The sequence below is a fragment of the Aquiflexum gelatinilyticum genome, assembly GCF_024813435.1.
In the GTDB taxonomy this organism is placed as follows: Bacteria; Bacteroidota; Bacteroidia; order Cytophagales; family Cyclobacteriaceae; genus Cognataquiflexum; species Cognataquiflexum gelatinilyticum.
This window is the reverse complement of sequence record NZ_JANAEZ010000001.1, coordinates 286,048-302,753: the sequence shown is the minus strand read 5'-3', so window position 1 is coordinate 302,753 and position 16,706 is coordinate 286,048. Positions and strand designations below refer to the sequence as shown.

Sequence of the window (16,706 nt, the reverse complement as noted above, 5' to 3'; positions counted from 1 at the left end):
ATCAGATGAAACGATCAATCCAAAAGGCTTTCATATTCGGTATTGCAGGTCTTGTTTTATTTTTGGTGACTCCGGAATTGGTTTTTGCCCAAGAAAAAGGGGAAGTCAAAGACCAGGAATTTATCATCCGAAAAGACAGGATATTAACCTTGCCTGTGCAGCCAAGGAGATTTGAAAGAACTCCAACCTTGCCGTCAGCAAAAAGCAATTCAAGCTTCAATTATGAGGTAAAGCCATACTTTCTTTCACTTCCTCCAGTAGGAATCAAAGCAGAGGCTGCCCAGAAAAATTTCCCAAAAACAGCCGAAGAACAGTATAGGGGATTTGTAAGACTTGGATATGGAAACTATGGCTCTCCATTATTGGAAGGACGATATAATATTTGGGAAGATGAAAACTATGACTTTGGAGCAAAATTTAAACACCAAAGCTTTGCCAAAGGTCCTGTAAGAGGAAATCAATCGTCGGAAAGTTTTACCGATTTCGGCTTGGATGGCACTTACTTTATGGATGTATTCCAGGTTTTTGGCGGGATCAAATATGACAGGCACGAATTCAATTTCTATGGATTTGACCCTTCGAACTTGAACTTGGCAGATTATGTCCCGAGCCAAAATATTTTGAACACATTCCGTCTTTTTGGAGGAATTCAGGACATTGACAAAATGGAAGGTGTCAATTATGCTGTAAAGTTAGATATCAGGGCTTTCAATGATAACTTTCAAGCTGCTGAAAATGAAGTATCTGTAGATGCCAATTCTTCCTATTGGTATAACGATAATTTACAGGGATCAATAGACTTTGATTTGTCACTTACAAGTCCTAAAGATGAGTTGTATGGTGATATCAACAGGAATTATTTTAAAATCAAACCTAATATCGGATATCAGGACGAAACTTTGAAAATCTTTGCGGGAGCCAATATTATTTTTGAAAATGATGTCACACTAAATAAAAAATCGGACTTTCATATTTTTCCAGCCGTAGGTGGAGAATATAGGCTTAGCAAAGAAATTGGTGTCTATGGGATTTTTGAAGGAGATGTTTTGAGAAAAACATATTACGATTTTGTATTGGAAAACCAATTTTTGGGTCCAAGTACCCAATTATTGAATACTATACAAAATTTTAAAACTGGAGCGGGGATCAAAGGAACAGTATTAGGAGGGGTAACTTATGAGGCTGGTTTTAACATTGGAAAGTATAGAAACATGCACTTTTTTGCCAACGGAGCTACAGACAGTTTGAGATTCAATTTGTTGTTTGATGAAAATACACGAGTATTAAACTACACAGTAAAAGTAGGTTGGGAATATGAAGGATGGTATAAAATGACGGCAACAGCTGATTATTATCACTATACATTAAGTACTTTGGGAGCTGCTTACCAAAGACCCGAATGGGAATTAAAAATCCACAACCAGTTTACTCCTGCCGATAAATGGCTGATTTACCTAAATGCCGATTTCATGGGTGGAATTGTTGGTTTCAACCAACAAAGCGATCAGACTCAAATTTTGCCTGCGATTATGGATATTCAGCTTAAAGCGGATTATCAGGTCACAGAAAGGATTTCTGCATTTGCCATTGGGAATAACCTATTAAACAGAAACAATCAAAGGTTCCTGAATTACCCTGTCAGGGGAATCCAAGGTATTGTGGGAGCAACAATTAAATTTTAGATTTACTGTGGCTTTGATTGATACCTTTGTTCAAAAATCAGTTTTGCAAGTCACCCAATTCGCTTAGTTTAAAAAGTTTTATAGACCAAGATCATTAATGGAAAACGATTCTGAAAATAACCTCGATCCGGCTGACAAAGACTATGGTTTTCCATTTGTGAAAGTGGAACCTTTACAGAATACCTCATCACATGAAGTTTCTCATCAGTCTGAGGATATCAAAGAAAGTGAACCCAAGAAAAATGAAATTTTGGAGGAACAAGTATCTGGGACAAACGACCTCAAGTTTGACTCACCGGAAATTCCTGAAAGTAAGAAAAAGAGCTCAGCCCTTTTGCTTTTTAGTCTTGTGCTTTTGATCCTAATTGTTTTGGCTTCTATGGCTTACTTCTTATACTATGAGCCGGGACAATCAAACTTGGAAGAAAAAGGCGTAATGGTAGAGAATAAAGTTGCAGAGCCGCAGATCCAACAAGCGCATGAAATAGATGAACCAGTTGAAACAATAAATGATTCTATCGTTTCAGAAGTTGAAGAAATACCAGCTCCTGTGGTTACTGAACCTGCAACCACTTCATCAGCAACAGGGAAATTGAATATATTAACAGCAAAAGAAGAAATAAGGTATTACCATTTAATAGTGGCAAGTCTCCCAAATGAAAAAATAGCAAGAGAGGAAGCACAGATTTTCTTGGATAAAGGAAAAGAAATTTGGTTGATCTTTCCTTATGGAGATACCAAAAATTACCGCCTTTCCGTTGGTAAATACAGCAGTTTTAAATCAGCAACAGATGCCTTGGCTGGTGCCAAAGCGGACTTTAATGAATCTACCTGGATTTTGAAATATTAACATGATTTTAGCACAAACTTTGAGTACTGATGGCCAAATGATGGCCGATTCCCTGTCTATGATGGAACCTGGCAAACCTAGTATCGGATTGCTTGATTTATTGATTAAAGGCGGATATATGATGATCCCGCTTTATATCTTGTTTGTCATAGCTGTATTTATTTTTGTCGAAAGACTGATTACGCTTCGAAAAGCAGCGAAATCCCCCAAACACCTGATGGATCAGATTAAAATTTTGGTTCAAAGCGGAAAAGTTGACCAAGCCAAATTCCTTTGTCAGGGAGAATCTACTCCAGTGGCCAACATGATTGCAAAAGGTTTGGAAAGAATCGGAAGTCCACTCAAAAACATTGAAGTTTCTATTGAAAATGTCGGAAAAATTGAGATCTATAAATTAGAAAAGAACCTTGGAATTCTTGCGACAGTAGCGGGAGCAGCACCTATGATAGGTTTCTTGGGTACCGTCACAGGCATGATTCAGGCTTTTATTGCTGTGGCCCAAGAAGAAGGAATGGTTTCTCCAAAACTATTGTCAACAGGCATCTATGAAGCGATGATTACCACTGCTGCCGGTTTGGTGGTAGGGATCATAGCTTACTTGGGTTATAATTACCTGGTCAGTCAGGTTTCCAAATTAGTACACAGCATGGAATATACCTCTGTGGAATTCATAGACTTATTACAGGACAAATAATATGGGCTTACAATCCAAACATAAAGTAGATGCCGCTTTCAGCATGTCATCGATGACGGATATCATTTTTCTTTTGCTGATATTCTTTATGCTGACATCCTCTTTCATCACTCCTTCAGGGCTTCCTGTAAATTTGCCTTCAAGCGAAACTTCGGATATTGTAATGCAGGAAGTAACCGTGACAGTAACCAAAGACCTCAAGTTTTCCGTTAATGATAAGGTAGTAAGCAGAGATCAGATCAAAACCGAATTGACAGCCTTATTGAAAGATAAGAAAGGCCAAGTGGTTCTTCACATCGATAAGCAAGTGCCTGTGGAATATTTGGTTGAAATCGGAGGAATAGCTGCAAACCTAGAAGCCAACGTTTCTATCGCAACACAACCGTTCAAATAGCATGCAGATTTGGGAAACAGATAGCCAAGAAGCTGAAAACAAAAGAAAAGCGCTGATCATTACCATTTTGGTGAATGTGTTGCTATTGATTGCCATTTATTTCATTGTGGTATGGAAAGAACAGATTCCACCTCTTCCTACTTATGGGATGGAATTGAATCTTGGATTTACAGATCAGGGAAGCGGAAATAACCAGACCACCACCCCTTCAGCAGAAACTGCAACCAATAACACAGAATCACCCGCTCCTGGAGAAGTTGCTGCCAAACCTGTGGAGTCTTCTGTACCTGTTTCTGAACCAAAAACCCAAGCTGCCAAGCCAAAATCTTCTCCGGCCAAAACTACCTACGAAGCACAATCCCAAACGCCTAGTCCAATAAAAGGGAGTGAGAAATCAAGTACTGCAAGCAAAGAACCTAGCCCTGCAAAAAAGGATCCTACACCAATAACCCAACCATCCACCTCTGAGGCAGAGAAAACGACTACCAAAGCCGAAGAAAAACCCAAAGTTGACCAAAGGGCAATTTTCGGAGCAGGTGGAACTTCGGGCACAAGTGCCAAAACGGCAAAAGGAAGTGCCCAAGGTTCATCTAACCAAAAAGGTGATGAAGGAAAACCTACAGGAACTGTAGATGGCAGGGCTATTATGGGATCAGGAACAGGGGAAGGAAATTCAGGACCTGCTTCGGGAGTAGGTTTAGAACTTGCAGGATGGGATTTCGCTTCCCGACCGACTATCAACGATAATGTGTCTACCCGAAACGGTAAAATAGTTTTTAAAATAACCGTTGATGACAGCGGTAAAATAGTACAGGCAGTTCCATTGGAATACAACGTCTCTAATGAAGTCCTCGCTTACTACAGGACCGTAGTAAATAAAGTCAACTTCAAGCGCCAATCTGGAAATCCCACAGCCGATTATTCTACTGGTAAAATCACTTTTATTATCAAAGTAGATTAATCCATGACTTACCAAGAAACGTTGGACTTTCTGTTCAATGCATTGCCGATGTTTCAACGGGTCGGATCTGCTGCATATAGGAATGACCTTAATAATACCCACGCAATTTGTGCTCACCTTGGTAATCCTGAGCATTCACTGAAATGTGTCCACGTAGCCGGTACAAATGGCAAAGGAAGTACTTCCCATGCCATTTGCTCAGTTCTGATGGAAGCAGGTTACAAAGTGGGATTGTATACCTCGCCACATTTGAAATCCTTCACCGAAAGGATCAAAATCAACGGAGTTGACATTCCTGAAAATGAAGTGGTTGATTTCGTTGAAGCCAATAAAGCATTTTTGGAGGAACTGAAACCCAGTTTTTTTGAGATGACTGTCGGTATGGCTTTTTGGTTTTTTGCCAAAGAGAAAGTTGACATTGCAGTGATTGAGGTGGGCATGGGAGGAAGATTGGATTCGACCAATGTTATATTGCCGGAAGTTTCGGTGATTACCAATATCGGTTTTGACCACATGCAATTTTTAGGGAATACATTGCCCTTGATAGCGGCAGAAAAAGCCGGAATAATCAAGCCAAAAGTTCCTGTGGTGATAAGTCAAAAGCAGCCAGAAACATTTTCTGTTTTTCAGACCAAGGCTGAAGAATTCAAATCCCCCATTTATTTTGCAGAAGATTATATCAAGGTGAAAAGGTCCGGATTTAGCAGCTCAGGAAGACCTGAATTTGAGATTACAGATGCTGGCAAGAAATATTCAATCGAGATCGACCTGTATGGCAATTACCAAGAAAAAAACCTCGCAGGGATGCTTCAGGCAATAAATATCCTCAAAACTTTGGGATGGAATATTGAAGAAAGTGCTATTAAAACTGGATTGTCAAAAATCGTGACCAATACAGGACTTAAAGGCAGATGGCAGATTTTAGGAAAAAACCCAATGGTCGTTTGCGATACAGGTCACAATGAAGATGGCATCAGAATGATCATTGAGCAGATTTTTGAACAGAAATTCAACAATCTATTTATGGTCATCGGGACGGTGAATGACAAAGATGTTTCAAAGGTTTTGTCCATGCTTCCCAAAAATGCTTGGTATATTTTCTGTCAGGCTACTATTCCAAGAGCAATGGGAGCAGAGGATTTGGCTCAAAAGGCCTTTGATTGCGGATTGAAAGGAGAAATAATCCCTGAAATAAATGAGGCTATCCAAAAAGCTAAAAACTTGGCTTCAAAAGAGGACTTAATATTTATCGGTGGAAGTACATTTGTAGTTGCCGAAATCAACGATTTGTAATTATGAGCAGAAGAAAACTGGAAAGATTCAAACAAAACGAACAAAGCCGAAATGTGATTCAACCCGGAAAGGAGCTTTTTGAAACAATAAAAGGTAATTGGAAATCTGTTCAGTTTGAAAATGAAAACCCTTTGGTTGTGGAATTGGCCTGTGGAAGAGGAGAGTTTACGGTTGGATTGGCTAGAGAATATCCCGGAAGTAATTTTATAGGGGTAGATATCAAAGGATCGAGAATCTGGAAAGGAAGTACAATCGCCATTTCTGAGAACTTGCACAATGTGGCATTTTTGAGAACCCAGATCCAGTTGTTGGACAGGTATTTTGATGAGGGGGAAATTGCTGAACTGTGGATCACATTTCCAGATCCATTTCCTCGGGAAGGAGATGAAAAGCGTCGCCTCACCTCCCCAAAATTTCTAGAAATGTATAAGCCTTTATTGGAAAAAAATGGAATTATTCACTTCAAAACCGATAATACAGGTTTGTTTGATTACACGTTGGAATTGATCCAAAACCGGTTTGACTGTGAAATAATGATATATACCCATGATTTTTATGATTCTCCATATAAGGATGAACACCATGGAATTCAGACCAAATATGAGAAAATGTTCAGTGAGAAAGGTGAAAAAATCAAGTATTTGAAATTCAGATTTAAAGATTTTCAACCTGTCTAATTTTTTTTAATCAAGCTTCATTTCCATTACAATGTCATCCATGACGAATCCGTTTCCTATGTCGATCACCTCCCTGTAGGCTTCATAAAAACCGATGTGCTTGTAAAATGAAATTGCACTTTCATTGAATCTGTTCACATTAAGGTATAAAAACTTATCTCCATTCATAAGTGCTATGTCCCTAATGTGGTTGATGAGTTTTTTGCCGATTCCTTTTCCTTGGGTACCGGGCAAGATGTAGATTTTGTGGATTTTCGTTTTTGTGTCATTCTTACAATGAACTTCATAGGATGCAAATCCCAAAAAATCTCCATCCTCTTTTGCCAAAAGGAAAACATGTCCCTTTTCATTGACCTGCTGTTCCAGCGCTTTTAGGTCGTACATCCAACTCAACATAAATTTGATTTGGTCAGGAGTAAGAATGTTGGAAAATGTAACAGGCCAAGTTTGATGGGCTATTTTTTGAACAATAGAAAGCTGTTTTTCTGATGCTTCGTTGATTTCTATCATGGATATATAAGGGGAATTTGTTCCAAGTATGATTTTTTTCATTGATTTTTTCCTAACCCAAAAAAACAAAAAACCCTTCAGAATTGAAGGGTTTTTATTTGGGTGAATTAAGCAAAAAAATAAATGGTCGAAAAAAAATAATACTTTGAATGAAAAAAGAATTTCTGAGATAGATAAGCGTAATCGAGAATTGTGTTTTAAATTTTCATTGTTTTTTCAAATGGATTAAGGTAAAAACATTGGGTGATTTGACCTTTTGTCCTTATCGATGAGTTAAAACTATACAAACGAAACCAAATAAACAAAATAAAAAATATGCAAAAATCACATGAATTTCATTTTTATTGTTTTTAATTTAAAAATTCCAAATAATAGTTTGAAGTATAAATTCATATATTCCAAAAGCATTTATTTGATTTTTTAAGGTTTTGGAAATTTGTATAACTTTAACTTTTATGAATACCAATGCCATTTTTACTTCTACCATCTGAAGCCGCAAGGCAAAAAAAAAATTAAAAAAAATGAAAAATTTTTTTTCTGGCGGTTTTAGAAGCTATAAAATCGTCTTGGACTTATAGATTTAAATTTTTCGGGTTAAATTTTTTCTCTATATCTGACGATTTATTTTTATTTTCCTTGAAGTAAGACCCATAATTTCCTGAAATAAGATTTTAACATCTTCCAATTCCATTAAAAATGAAAACAAGAAAAATTTTCCCCATGATTCTAACCTTCCTATTTCAACTTTTTCCTGTTTTTCTTTTTTCACAGAATTTTGATTTGGATTGGGATAGAAATCTGAATTTTAAAAGAGTTAAAGAAAATGAGATTAATAGCCCGGTTCCTGTTTTCTCTTTTCTGCTTAATGGTGAAAAAAAGTATTCGAATGATTTTTTACCGAATGAAAAGTCTTGGAATTTGGATGGGCGGGTTTCCCTAAGTATTGACAGTATAAAGAAAGGCCAAGACAACTGGACTGCTGTCTTTACTTTTTCCAATATTTCAAAAGATACGCTGAAAGTCGAAAATTTTATTCCCTTTGGAGGTTTGGAAGATCAGGTCTACATCACCGGAAAAGGCGATCACCGGTTATCCCGTTCCCACCTCTTCAGGCCGGGATATGATCCGGTCAATGTCATCCTTCCTGACAATGCATGGGAATTGGGCTATTCCAGTTTTGAAGTCGGAAATCAAGGATTTGCCGGTTTAATGAGACGCAAGTATTGGGATGGCGCCCAAAGGAGAAGGTTTGAGACTATTTTGCCTCCCAACTCCAATGTCAGCTACAGGATGTATGTAGATTCCTTTACGGGTGATTGGCAGGAAGGATTGAAGCTGGTTTTCCAAAAGAGGTTCCTTTACGATTTGGATGATTTTGACTACAGCATGTATCAAAGGGAAGACCTGAAATGGATCCGAAAGTCTTATGCGATGCATTTAATGATGGCTTGGGATGCTGATTTTTATGATAGGGAAGGAGAGAGGTTTACCATTTTTGATTTTCAACAAAGGAACAAGGAATGGTTTGGCGGGGATGATGTGATCGGAATCTGGCCAACATGGCCAACTTTGGGATTGGACCAAAGAAATCAGTGGGATTTGTTCAGAGATCTGCCGGGTGGATTGGATCAGTTGGCATCGATATCTGATAGTTTGAATCGGCTTGGAACCAAATTCTTTATTTCCTATAACCCCTGGGATGAAAGTACCCGATTGGAAGGGCATTTGGAGGGCATGACTGCTTTGATCAAGGCCACCAAAGCTGATGGCGTAGTCTTGGATACAAAAGGGAGTTCTAGCCTTGAAATACAGCAGGCTGCTGACTTGGCAAAACCCGGCGTAGTCATGTACAGCGAAGGGATGGCTGTACCCAAAGACATGCCGGGGATTGTTTCCGGAAGGGTTCACAATGCACTTTATTATCCTCCTTTACTAAACCTCAACAAACTGATCAAACCGGATTTTGCGATTTTCAGGGTGGCTGAATTGGCCTATGACCGGATCAGAAGGGAATATGCCACCTCATTTTTTAATGGATATGGAACTGAACTGAATATTTTCAGACCCGGAAGGCCTGAATGGATGAAGGAGGATTATCGGTATTTTGGAAAGACCTTGAGGATTTTGAGGGAAAACCATTCCAATTTTATTTCATTTGGATTCACTCCCCTGATACCCACTTTGTCTGATGGGGTTTTTGTCAATAAATGGCCTTTGGAAAATAAAACCATATACACCATTTTAAGTCTTAAGCCTGAGGGATTTTTTGGAAATCTTTTCGAAGTTGAAAAACCCAGGTCCGATTGGCATTATGTCGATCTTTGGAATCATGAGGAAATGCTGGTTCAGGAATCAGAGGATAAACATTTGATTCCTGTCGATTTGGAAGCTTTTCACCAGAAATGGCTTGGGACAAACAACGAAGGTGCCGTGGGGAGTATTGCTTATTTCCCCAAATTATTAGAGGTGGGTTTGGAGCAAAATAAGTTGAGTATCAAAGCCTCCAAAGGAAATGAAATCAGGGTTTGGGCGGGGGTTCCGGAATATGGGAATTCGTATTTGAGTTTAAATTCAGGCCTGAATACTGTGGACATTCGGGATAATTTTGGCCGGTATGAAGGCAAAATAGTGGTCCAATTGTTTGAGTCAGAAGAATTGATGGATGAACAAGTCATCGAAATGGAATATGGAATTCCGAGATTGATAAGTTCACCCGAAAAGACCCCAAGATCTGACAAAGCGCCAAAGGGAATGGTAAAAATCCCTTCGGGAAGTTTTGAAATGAAGGTTTCTCAGGGAGATCAATTTATCCCTTATCCTACAGCAGGCTATCCTCGAACTATTTCAATGGATGGTTTTTATATGGATAGGTATCCTATTACCAATCAGGAATTTAAAGAATTTTTGAAAGCTACAGGTTATCAGCCTTTGGATAAAAGCCGTTTTCTTGCCCATTGGGTCAATGGCCAAATTCCGGAAGGTATGGAACAACATCCGGTTGTGAATATAAGCCTTGAGGATGCTCAAGCCTATGCCAAATGGGCCGGAAAAAGATTGCCAACAGAAGCAGAATGGCAATATGCTGCCTCGTCGGGTGATGGAAGGGATTGGCCTTGGGACCAAAACCTTAAAGTGAAAAAGAGGTTTGAATATGTGACCAACACCCTGACTGTAGAGCATTTGGATGGATTGGGGGAAGAGTTTTGCAATATTGGGAATGGAATACCTGAAGCAGTGGGAAGCCATCCGAAAGGTAAAAACCCTTGGGGTTTGGAAGATTTGGTGGGTTCAGTCTGGCAAATGACGTCGGATATTTATGACAATGGAACCAATCAGATGATGATTCTGAAGGGTGGTTCCTATTTCAAGCCCTCCTCAAGTTGGTGGTATGTACAGGGTGGTCCGAGGGAAACACATTACCGGCAGATGCTGCTGAGGGTTTCTCCGGGATTTGAAAGAAATGAAACTGTGGGATTTAGATGTGTTGCGGATTATTAAATGAAACTTTGTAAATGACCATTTCTGAAAAAATTGCCAATCAGGTATTGGAAGCTGAACTTCAGTTTCAATTTAGCCGAAGCAGCGGCCCCGGTGGGCAAAATGTAAACAAAGTCAACTCCAAAGTTGAGCTCAGGTTCAATATCCCAAATTCACAGATTCTTGATGAAACTGAAAAATCGACCCTTTTAGAAAAACTTTCATCAAAAATCGATACAGAAGGAAACCTGATTATCCAAAGTCAGGAGAAGAGGTCGCAGATTCAAAACAAAGAGATTGCTGTTAGAAAATTCTATGACCTGCTCAAAAAAGCTTTTCATAAAAAGAAAATAAGGAAAGCCACCAAACCTGGGAAAGGTGCCATTGAGGATAGATTAAAGGAAAAGAAAGCCCTTTCCGAGAAGAAAAAAGGAAGGAGAGGAGAGTGGTGATTAATTTTCGTCAATTTTCAAATAGTGGTTAACCTTCACTCTTAATGCCGGAATCTGATTCAAATCCATTCCCCATAAATACTCATTGGCAAGTACCGTTTCTACGATTTCTTCGTGGCTTTCCTTTTTCCATACTTTTTTGAAAAACGCCAAAACCGCAGATTCATCTTTCAGTGGAATGTATTCACCATTGAAATCTCCTTTGTAAAACCGAATGAGGTCAGCAAATGACCGGATTAGATTTTCAGGAAATTGCCCGGTGCGAATATGGTATTCCAAAATTGTCGGTAAGACCCTGACCCTGAACTTAGAAATGGAGTTGAGGGAAATGGATATCAATTCATGCCTGATGAAGGGATTTCTGAACCTATCCAAAACTTCAGCAGCAAATTGCTCCAACTCTTCTTTTGGTAAATCAAGTGTCGGGATGATCTCTTTATAAATGGTGTCTGAGATATATGTTGAGATCTCAGGATCTTCCATCGCTTCCCCTACAGTCCTGATTCCTCTCAGATATGCAACAGGAACCATCGCCGTATGTGCACCATTTAAGATTCTGACTTTTCGAAGGCGATAGGGTTGGAGATCCTCGACTATGTGCACGTTCAGCCCTGTTTTTTCTGTTTGGAAAACAGCCTTCAATGCCTCAGGGCCTTCTATTGCCCAAAAGTGATAAGGCTCCGCAACCACTGCCAATTGGTCTCTAAAGCCTGTTTTCTTCTCAAACTCTTCAATATTCTCTTTTGGAAATCCAGGAACAATCCGGTCAACGAGCGTATTGCAGAAGGTGCATGTTGTGTCTATCCAAGCAAGGAATTCCTGAGGGAAATTCCACAATGCCGAATACCTGATCACACATTCTTTGAGTTTGTCCCCGTTATTTTCAATAAGTTCACAGGGGAGAATTGTCATGGTTTTGCTTTTATCACCTTCAAAAAAAGTAAACCTCTCGTAAAGCAATGCCGCCAACTTACCCGGAAATAATGCCGGTACTTTTTTGGGATCGGTATCTTTTTCATCGAAAACTATTCCTGCTTCCGTGGTATTGGAAATGATAAATTCCAAATCAGGATTTTTGGCCAGATCCAAATAGAAACCATATTCCAGATTAGGATTGCTTACTCCGGAGACCGAGGTGACAAGCTTATATTCATCGATGATTCTTCCGTTCTGAAATCCCCTTACGAAAACATGATAATTAAAATTCTGTCTTACAAAATCCTCAGGAATGGATTTCCCATGGCTTTGGATGATATGTATGGAACCGTCAAACTCAGTTTTTTCATTCAAAATCTCAATCATCCAATCGGCAAATCCACGGAGGAAATTCCCTGTCCCGAATTGAAGGACTTTTACAGGCCTTTTTTTCTTTGGTACCAAAGAGATGGAATCAAGGTTTGTCATAGCAGATTTAAATCTAAAATTAGACAGCAGTTTTATGGCTGTTTACATAAAAGTTTGTCAAACATCAGGGATTTTTTCTAAACTTTGATGCACTAAACAGAAAAAATATGCCTGCATTGGTTCTTGTTGAGGTCAGTATTCATGACCCTGAATTGTATGAATCTTACAAAAAGCTTACTCCCGGTTCCATAATTCCTTTTGGAGGAAAATTTGTAGTGCGCGGAGCACAAACAGAATCTTTGGAAGGAGATTGGAATCCGGAAAGATTGGTGATCCTTGAGTTCCCTTCCGTCCAAAAAGCAAAGGAATGGTGGAACTCCGAAGAATATACCAAAGCCAAAAATATCAGGTACCGGGCTGCCAAATCCAAAATGCTGGTTGTGGAGAGTTTGTGATATCGCATTTGAATTTTTGATTTAGCTCCTCAACATCCATCGACCATGCGCTTAGCCTACCACGAAGTTATTCAAACTCTTGAAAAAATCCTTCTTAAAAATGGGTTTACAGGAGACAGGGCAGTTTTATGCGCTTCTCTTTTTGCCCAAGCAAGCTTGGACGGTGTGGCTTCCCATGGATTGGACAGGTTTCCGGTGTTTTTGGAAATGATCAGGAAAAAACTTGTTCTACCAAATCAGGAAGCAACTCTTCTTGACAGCTATGGGGTTTTTGAAAGATGGAGCGGAAACCTCGGTCCAGGTCCGCTCAATGCGCACCGGTGTATGGATCGGGCGATTCGAATTTCAAAGGAATTTGGAGTAGGAATCGTTGCGCTCCAAAATACAAACCATTGGATGAGGGCTGGGAATTATGGTTGGCAAGCTGCTGAATCCGGTTGCATAGGCATCTGCTTTACCAATACCAAACCCAATATGCCTGCTTGGGGCGGGAGAGAACCGAAGCTTGGCAATAATCCTTTGGTGATCGCCATTCCGCGATCAAGTGGTCATATTGTTTTGGATATGGCCATGTCTCAGTTTTCTTACGGGAAATTGAAAACCTATCTGCGGGAAGGCAAAGAAATGCCTTTTGATGCCGGGTTTGATCCTGATGGAAACTTGACCAAATCTCCCGAAAGGGTCATAGCTAACGAATTGGCTTTGCCCATTGGATTGTGGAAAGGGGCTGGTCTATCTCTGTTACTTGATATGTTGGCCACCATTATGTCTGGTGGAAATGCAACTTTTCAGGTTGGCGAAAGTGGAGAAGAATCCGGTTTGTCGCAGGTTTTTATTTGCATGGATGCCGAGAAATTGGGAATAACGGAGTGGTCTGATCAGAAACTAGATCAAATTGTGGGAGACCTGAAAAGCTCCTTGACTTTTGCTGACAAAGAAGTCCGCTACCCTGGTGAAAACAATATGAAAACCCGCGCAGAAAACATGCAAAATGGAGTTCCTGTGGATGAGAATATTTGGAAAAGCATCATTAAGGAGCTTTGACTCGGGGGAAAAAGGATGGTGCGGGTCAACTTTGAAACCTTCCAACTTTTAAAACCTTTAACTTCATAGCGAAACACCTCTTTTCCAAGGAATAAAATCATCCTGAGCCAATAGGACCGCTTTTGGTTTAACTTCTCCTGAAGCCACTTTAATGATCATTTCCAGGATTTCCTCACCCATCTCAGGAATGCTTTTTTCGCCTGAAATGATACCTCCTGTATCAATATCAATGATGTCAGGCATTCTGTTGGCAAGTTTTGTATTGGAGGATATCTTGATCACCGGAGCAATTGGATTCCCTGTTGGCGTTCCTAATCCTGTTGTAAAAAGCATGACATTGGCCCCGGAACCTGCCATGGCAGTGGTACTTTCCACATCATTGCCCGGAGTGCAGACAAGGTTTAGACCCGGATTTTTAAAATATTCCGCATAATCGAGCACATCTGTAACAGGCGAAGTTCCGCCTTTTTTGGCAGCTCCTGCTGATTTTATTGCATCGGTGATCAAACCGTCCTTGATATTGCCGGGTGAGGGATTCATATCAAAACCAGAACCCACAGCGACTGCAGAAGCTGAATACGCTTTCATCAAAGCAGCAAATTTTTCAGCAGACTCATCGGTAGTGCAGCGGTTGATCAGTTCCTGTTCGACCCCACACAATTCAGGAAATTCTGAAAGCATGGTAGTTCCTCCTAGAGCGACTATCAGGTCTGAGGCATACCCGACTGCAGGATTTGCTGAAATACCTGAAAATCCATCTGATCCGCCGCATTCCAACCCAACAGTAAGCTTACTGAGCGGTGCAGGTTTTCTTTCCTGTTTGTTGGCTTCAACCATTCCCAAAAAGGTTTTTTTGATGGCCTCAGAAAGAAGTTGCTGCTCGGTCCCTTCCTTTTGCTGTTCCAGAATAATGAGCGGTTTTTTTAATTCCGGATTGATTTTATGGAGTTTTTCTTTCAAAATTGAAGGCTGTGCATTCTGACATCCCAAGCTTAGTACAGTTGCCCCGGCTACGTTAGGATTGTTGATATATCCCGCCAAAAGTGCGCAGAGGGATTCTGAATCCCTTCTCGTACCGCCACAGCCTCCCTGATGATCCAAGACTTTGATGCCATCAAGATTTGGAAACAACAATTTGGACTCCATTTCCTTCGCTTTCTCTACGTTCAGGTTTACGATTTCATCTTGTTTTCCTTCCTGATGCAGCTTCACCATGTTTTTGACCATTGACTTAAATGGATTTATTTTTCCATAACCCAAGGCATCATTAAAGGCATCTTTGATGACTTCTACATTCCGATTTTCACAAAAAACCAATGGGATGACCAACCAATAATTTGATGTCCCTACCTGACCGTCTTCCCGGTGAAAGCCCATAAATGTCCGCCCTTGAAACCTACTTATGGAAGGAGGATTCCATTGATAATTTTCGGTTTTCTTGCCAAAATACGCAGCCTCGTGGACAGTATTTTGGGTTGTAATCAGACTTCCCACAGGCAAATCTATCTTGGTACGGCCGACGACTGTCCCATACATATAGATCAAATCCTCTTTAGCCAAGGGCTCAATGGTAAACTTATGTTTTGCCTGAATTTCCTGTCGGAGTTTGATTGTCTTTCCTCCAAAATCTATTATACTTTCTGCAGGTAAATCCACCAAAGCGACCAATACATTGTCCTTTTCGTGGATTTGAATAAAAGTATTTGGTTTGCCGGTCATATATATCTTGATTTAACCTGATATCGTTTGCATTAACTTATATCCTGTATCTCTTGAAAACAAAATTTAAGTGTTTATTTTCATGAATGAATAGCATTTTAAAACAATGAGCAAAAAAATTATCACTATAGGCGAAGTAATGATGCGTCTCAGCACTCAGGGTCACGAAAGGTTCGTACAGGCAAGTTCTTATGAAGCTGTTTTTGGAGGATCGGAAGCAAATGTTTCCATCTGTCTTGCCAATTGGGACCAGGAAACTTACCATGTGACTGCTTTTCCCGGACATGATATTGGAAAAGCTGCGACCCGGTATTTGAGACAGACCGGTGTCAATACAGATTTCGTTTATTTCTCAGAGGGTAGGATGGGTTTGTATTTTCTGGAAAATGGTTCCATGCAACGTTCATCGAAAATTATCTATGACCGATTTGATTCTGCTTTTTCAAATTTTGATGGAAAAGACATCAATTGGGATTTGGTTTTTGATGGGGCGGATTGGTTTCATTGGACTGGAATTACGCCAGCACTCAGCCAAAATGCAGCAGACATGACGCTGAAGGCACTTAAAGTTGCAAATGCTAAGGGATTGACTATCAGTGGTGATATCAATTATCGGAGAAACCTTTGGCAATATGGCAAAGGACCTTTGGACGTGATGCCAGAGCTGATCAGATATACCCATGTCTTGGTGGCAGGAAAATCCGATTTTGAAAATTGCATGGATATCACTTTGGAAGATTGGGCAGATGCTTGTCATCAAGCGAAGAGGGATTATCCTCAGATCAAATTTATAACCAAGACAAAAAGAGAATCAATCTCTGCCTCACATAACCGTCTCAAAGGGGTTTTATGGAACGGTGAAGAAATCCTTTTCTCAAACATCTATGAAATGACCCATATCGTGGACAGAGTAGGAGGGGGCGATGCCTTTATTGCAGGGTTGATTTATGGGCTAATGCATCTTTCCGACCAGGAAGCGATCGAATTTGCCACTGCTTCATCAGTTCTTAAACATAGTATAAAGGGCGATGCCAATTTTGTGTCTTTGGAAGAGGTTCATGATCTGGTAAAAGGAGAAAATGTAGGTAAACTTTTGAGGTAAACATTGATCAGGAAAACTCAAGACTTGAATACTACCATTAACTGATTTTCAA

15 protein-coding genes are annotated in these 16,706 nt (G+C 39.9%); 12 read left to right on the top strand and 3 right to left on the bottom strand.

Features of this window, described 5'->3' with window-relative positions; translation table 11 throughout:
* Window positions 1-5: 5 nt before the first annotated feature.
* The 7 genes from NK987_RS01225 to trmB all read left to right on the top strand — a co-directional run bounded on the left by NK987_RS01225 (window position 6) and on the right by trmB (window position 6,551).
* Complete coding sequence (locus tag NK987_RS01225; RefSeq protein ID WP_259262388.1) at window positions 6-1,682, top strand: TonB-dependent receptor; 1,677 nt, start codon at window positions 6-8, stop codon at window positions 1,680-1,682.
* A gap of 97 nt (window positions 1,683-1,779) precedes the next feature.
* Window positions 1,780-2,532 (top strand): SPOR domain-containing protein, encoded by a 753-nt coding sequence (locus tag NK987_RS01220; protein WP_259262387.1) that lies wholly within the window; start codon window positions 1,780-1,782, stop codon window positions 2,530-2,532.
* Between the two features lies 1 nt (window position 2,533).
* On the top strand, window positions 2,534-3,226 hold the full coding sequence (locus NK987_RS01215) for a MotA/TolQ/ExbB proton channel family protein (protein ID WP_258423464.1): 693 nt from the start codon (window positions 2,534-2,536) through the stop codon (window positions 3,224-3,226).
* A 1-nt stretch (window position 3,227) separates the two neighbouring features.
* A complete protein-coding gene (locus tag NK987_RS01210; RefSeq protein ID WP_258423465.1) occupies window positions 3,228-3,620 on the top strand; it encodes an ExbD/TolR family protein in 393 nt (130 codons plus the stop codon).
* Window position 3,621: 1 nt separating this feature from the next.
* Window positions 3,622-4,581, top strand: a complete 960-nt coding sequence (locus tag NK987_RS01205; protein ID WP_259262386.1) for an energy transducer TonB — start codon at window positions 3,622-3,624, stop codon at window positions 4,579-4,581.
* Window positions 4,582-4,584: 3 nt separating this feature from the next.
* Window positions 4,585-5,874, top strand: coding sequence for a bifunctional folylpolyglutamate synthase/dihydrofolate synthase (locus NK987_RS01200; protein ID WP_259262385.1), 1,290 nt, complete (start codon window positions 4,585-4,587; stop codon window positions 5,872-5,874).
* Window positions 5,875-5,876: 2 nt separating this feature from the next.
* Window positions 5,877-6,551, top strand: coding sequence for a tRNA (guanosine(46)-N7)-methyltransferase TrmB (gene trmB / locus NK987_RS01195; protein WP_259262384.1), 675 nt, complete (start codon window positions 5,877-5,879; stop codon window positions 6,549-6,551).
* A 6-nt stretch (window positions 6,552-6,557) separates the two neighbouring features.
* Here the strand turns inward: trmB and NK987_RS01190 are convergent, their stop codons facing one another.
* Window positions 6,558-7,103 (bottom strand): GNAT family N-acetyltransferase, encoded by a 546-nt coding sequence (locus NK987_RS01190; RefSeq protein WP_259262383.1) that lies wholly within the window; start codon window positions 7,101-7,103, stop codon window positions 6,558-6,560.
* Window positions 7,104-7,757: 654 nt separating this feature from the next.
* Here NK987_RS01190 and NK987_RS01185 point away from each other — a divergent pair.
* Window positions 7,758-10,559, top strand: a complete 2,802-nt coding sequence (locus tag NK987_RS01185) for a formylglycine-generating enzyme family protein (RefSeq protein WP_259262382.1) — start codon at window positions 7,758-7,760, stop codon at window positions 10,557-10,559.
* A gap of 14 nt (window positions 10,560-10,573) precedes the next feature.
* On the top strand, window positions 10,574-10,990 hold the full coding sequence (arfB, locus tag NK987_RS01180) for an alternative ribosome rescue aminoacyl-tRNA hydrolase ArfB (protein ID WP_259262381.1): 417 nt from the start codon (window positions 10,574-10,576) through the stop codon (window positions 10,988-10,990).
* Here the strand turns inward: arfB and NK987_RS01175 are convergent, their stop codons facing one another.
* The gene (locus tag NK987_RS01175; RefSeq protein ID WP_259262380.1) at window positions 10,991-12,394 is read right to left on the bottom strand and encodes a tagaturonate reductase; all 1,404 of its coding nucleotides are present in this window, start codon (window positions 12,392-12,394) and stop codon (window positions 10,991-10,993) included.
* 107 nt (window positions 12,395-12,501) lie between these two features.
* On the opposite strand from NK987_RS01175, the gene NK987_RS01170 reads away from it, so the two are divergent.
* Together NK987_RS01170 and yiaK are read left to right on the top strand one after the other, a co-directional pair.
* Entirely contained in the window at window positions 12,502-12,789 is a 288-nt protein-coding gene (locus tag NK987_RS01170) for a DUF1330 domain-containing protein (protein ID WP_259262379.1), read from the top strand.
* A 45-nt stretch (window positions 12,790-12,834) separates the two neighbouring features.
* The gene (gene yiaK / locus NK987_RS01165) at window positions 12,835-13,833 is read left to right on the top strand and encodes a 3-dehydro-L-gulonate 2-dehydrogenase (RefSeq protein WP_259262378.1); all 999 of its coding nucleotides are present in this window, start codon (window positions 12,835-12,837) and stop codon (window positions 13,831-13,833) included.
* Window positions 13,834-13,896: 63 nt separating this feature from the next.
* Here yiaK and NK987_RS01160 read toward each other — a convergent pair whose 3' ends face one another.
* Window positions 13,897-15,552: a UxaA family hydrolase gene (locus NK987_RS01160; RefSeq protein ID WP_259262377.1), complete on the bottom strand. Its 1,656-nt coding sequence runs from the start codon at window positions 15,550-15,552 to the stop codon at window positions 13,897-13,899.
* A gap of 106 nt (window positions 15,553-15,658) precedes the next feature.
* Here NK987_RS01160 and NK987_RS01155 point away from each other — a divergent pair, with 106 nt between their 5' ends.
* Entirely contained in the window at window positions 15,659-16,654 is a 996-nt protein-coding gene (locus NK987_RS01155) for a sugar kinase (RefSeq protein WP_258423477.1), read from the top strand.
* Window positions 16,655-16,706: the final 52 nt, after the last annotated feature.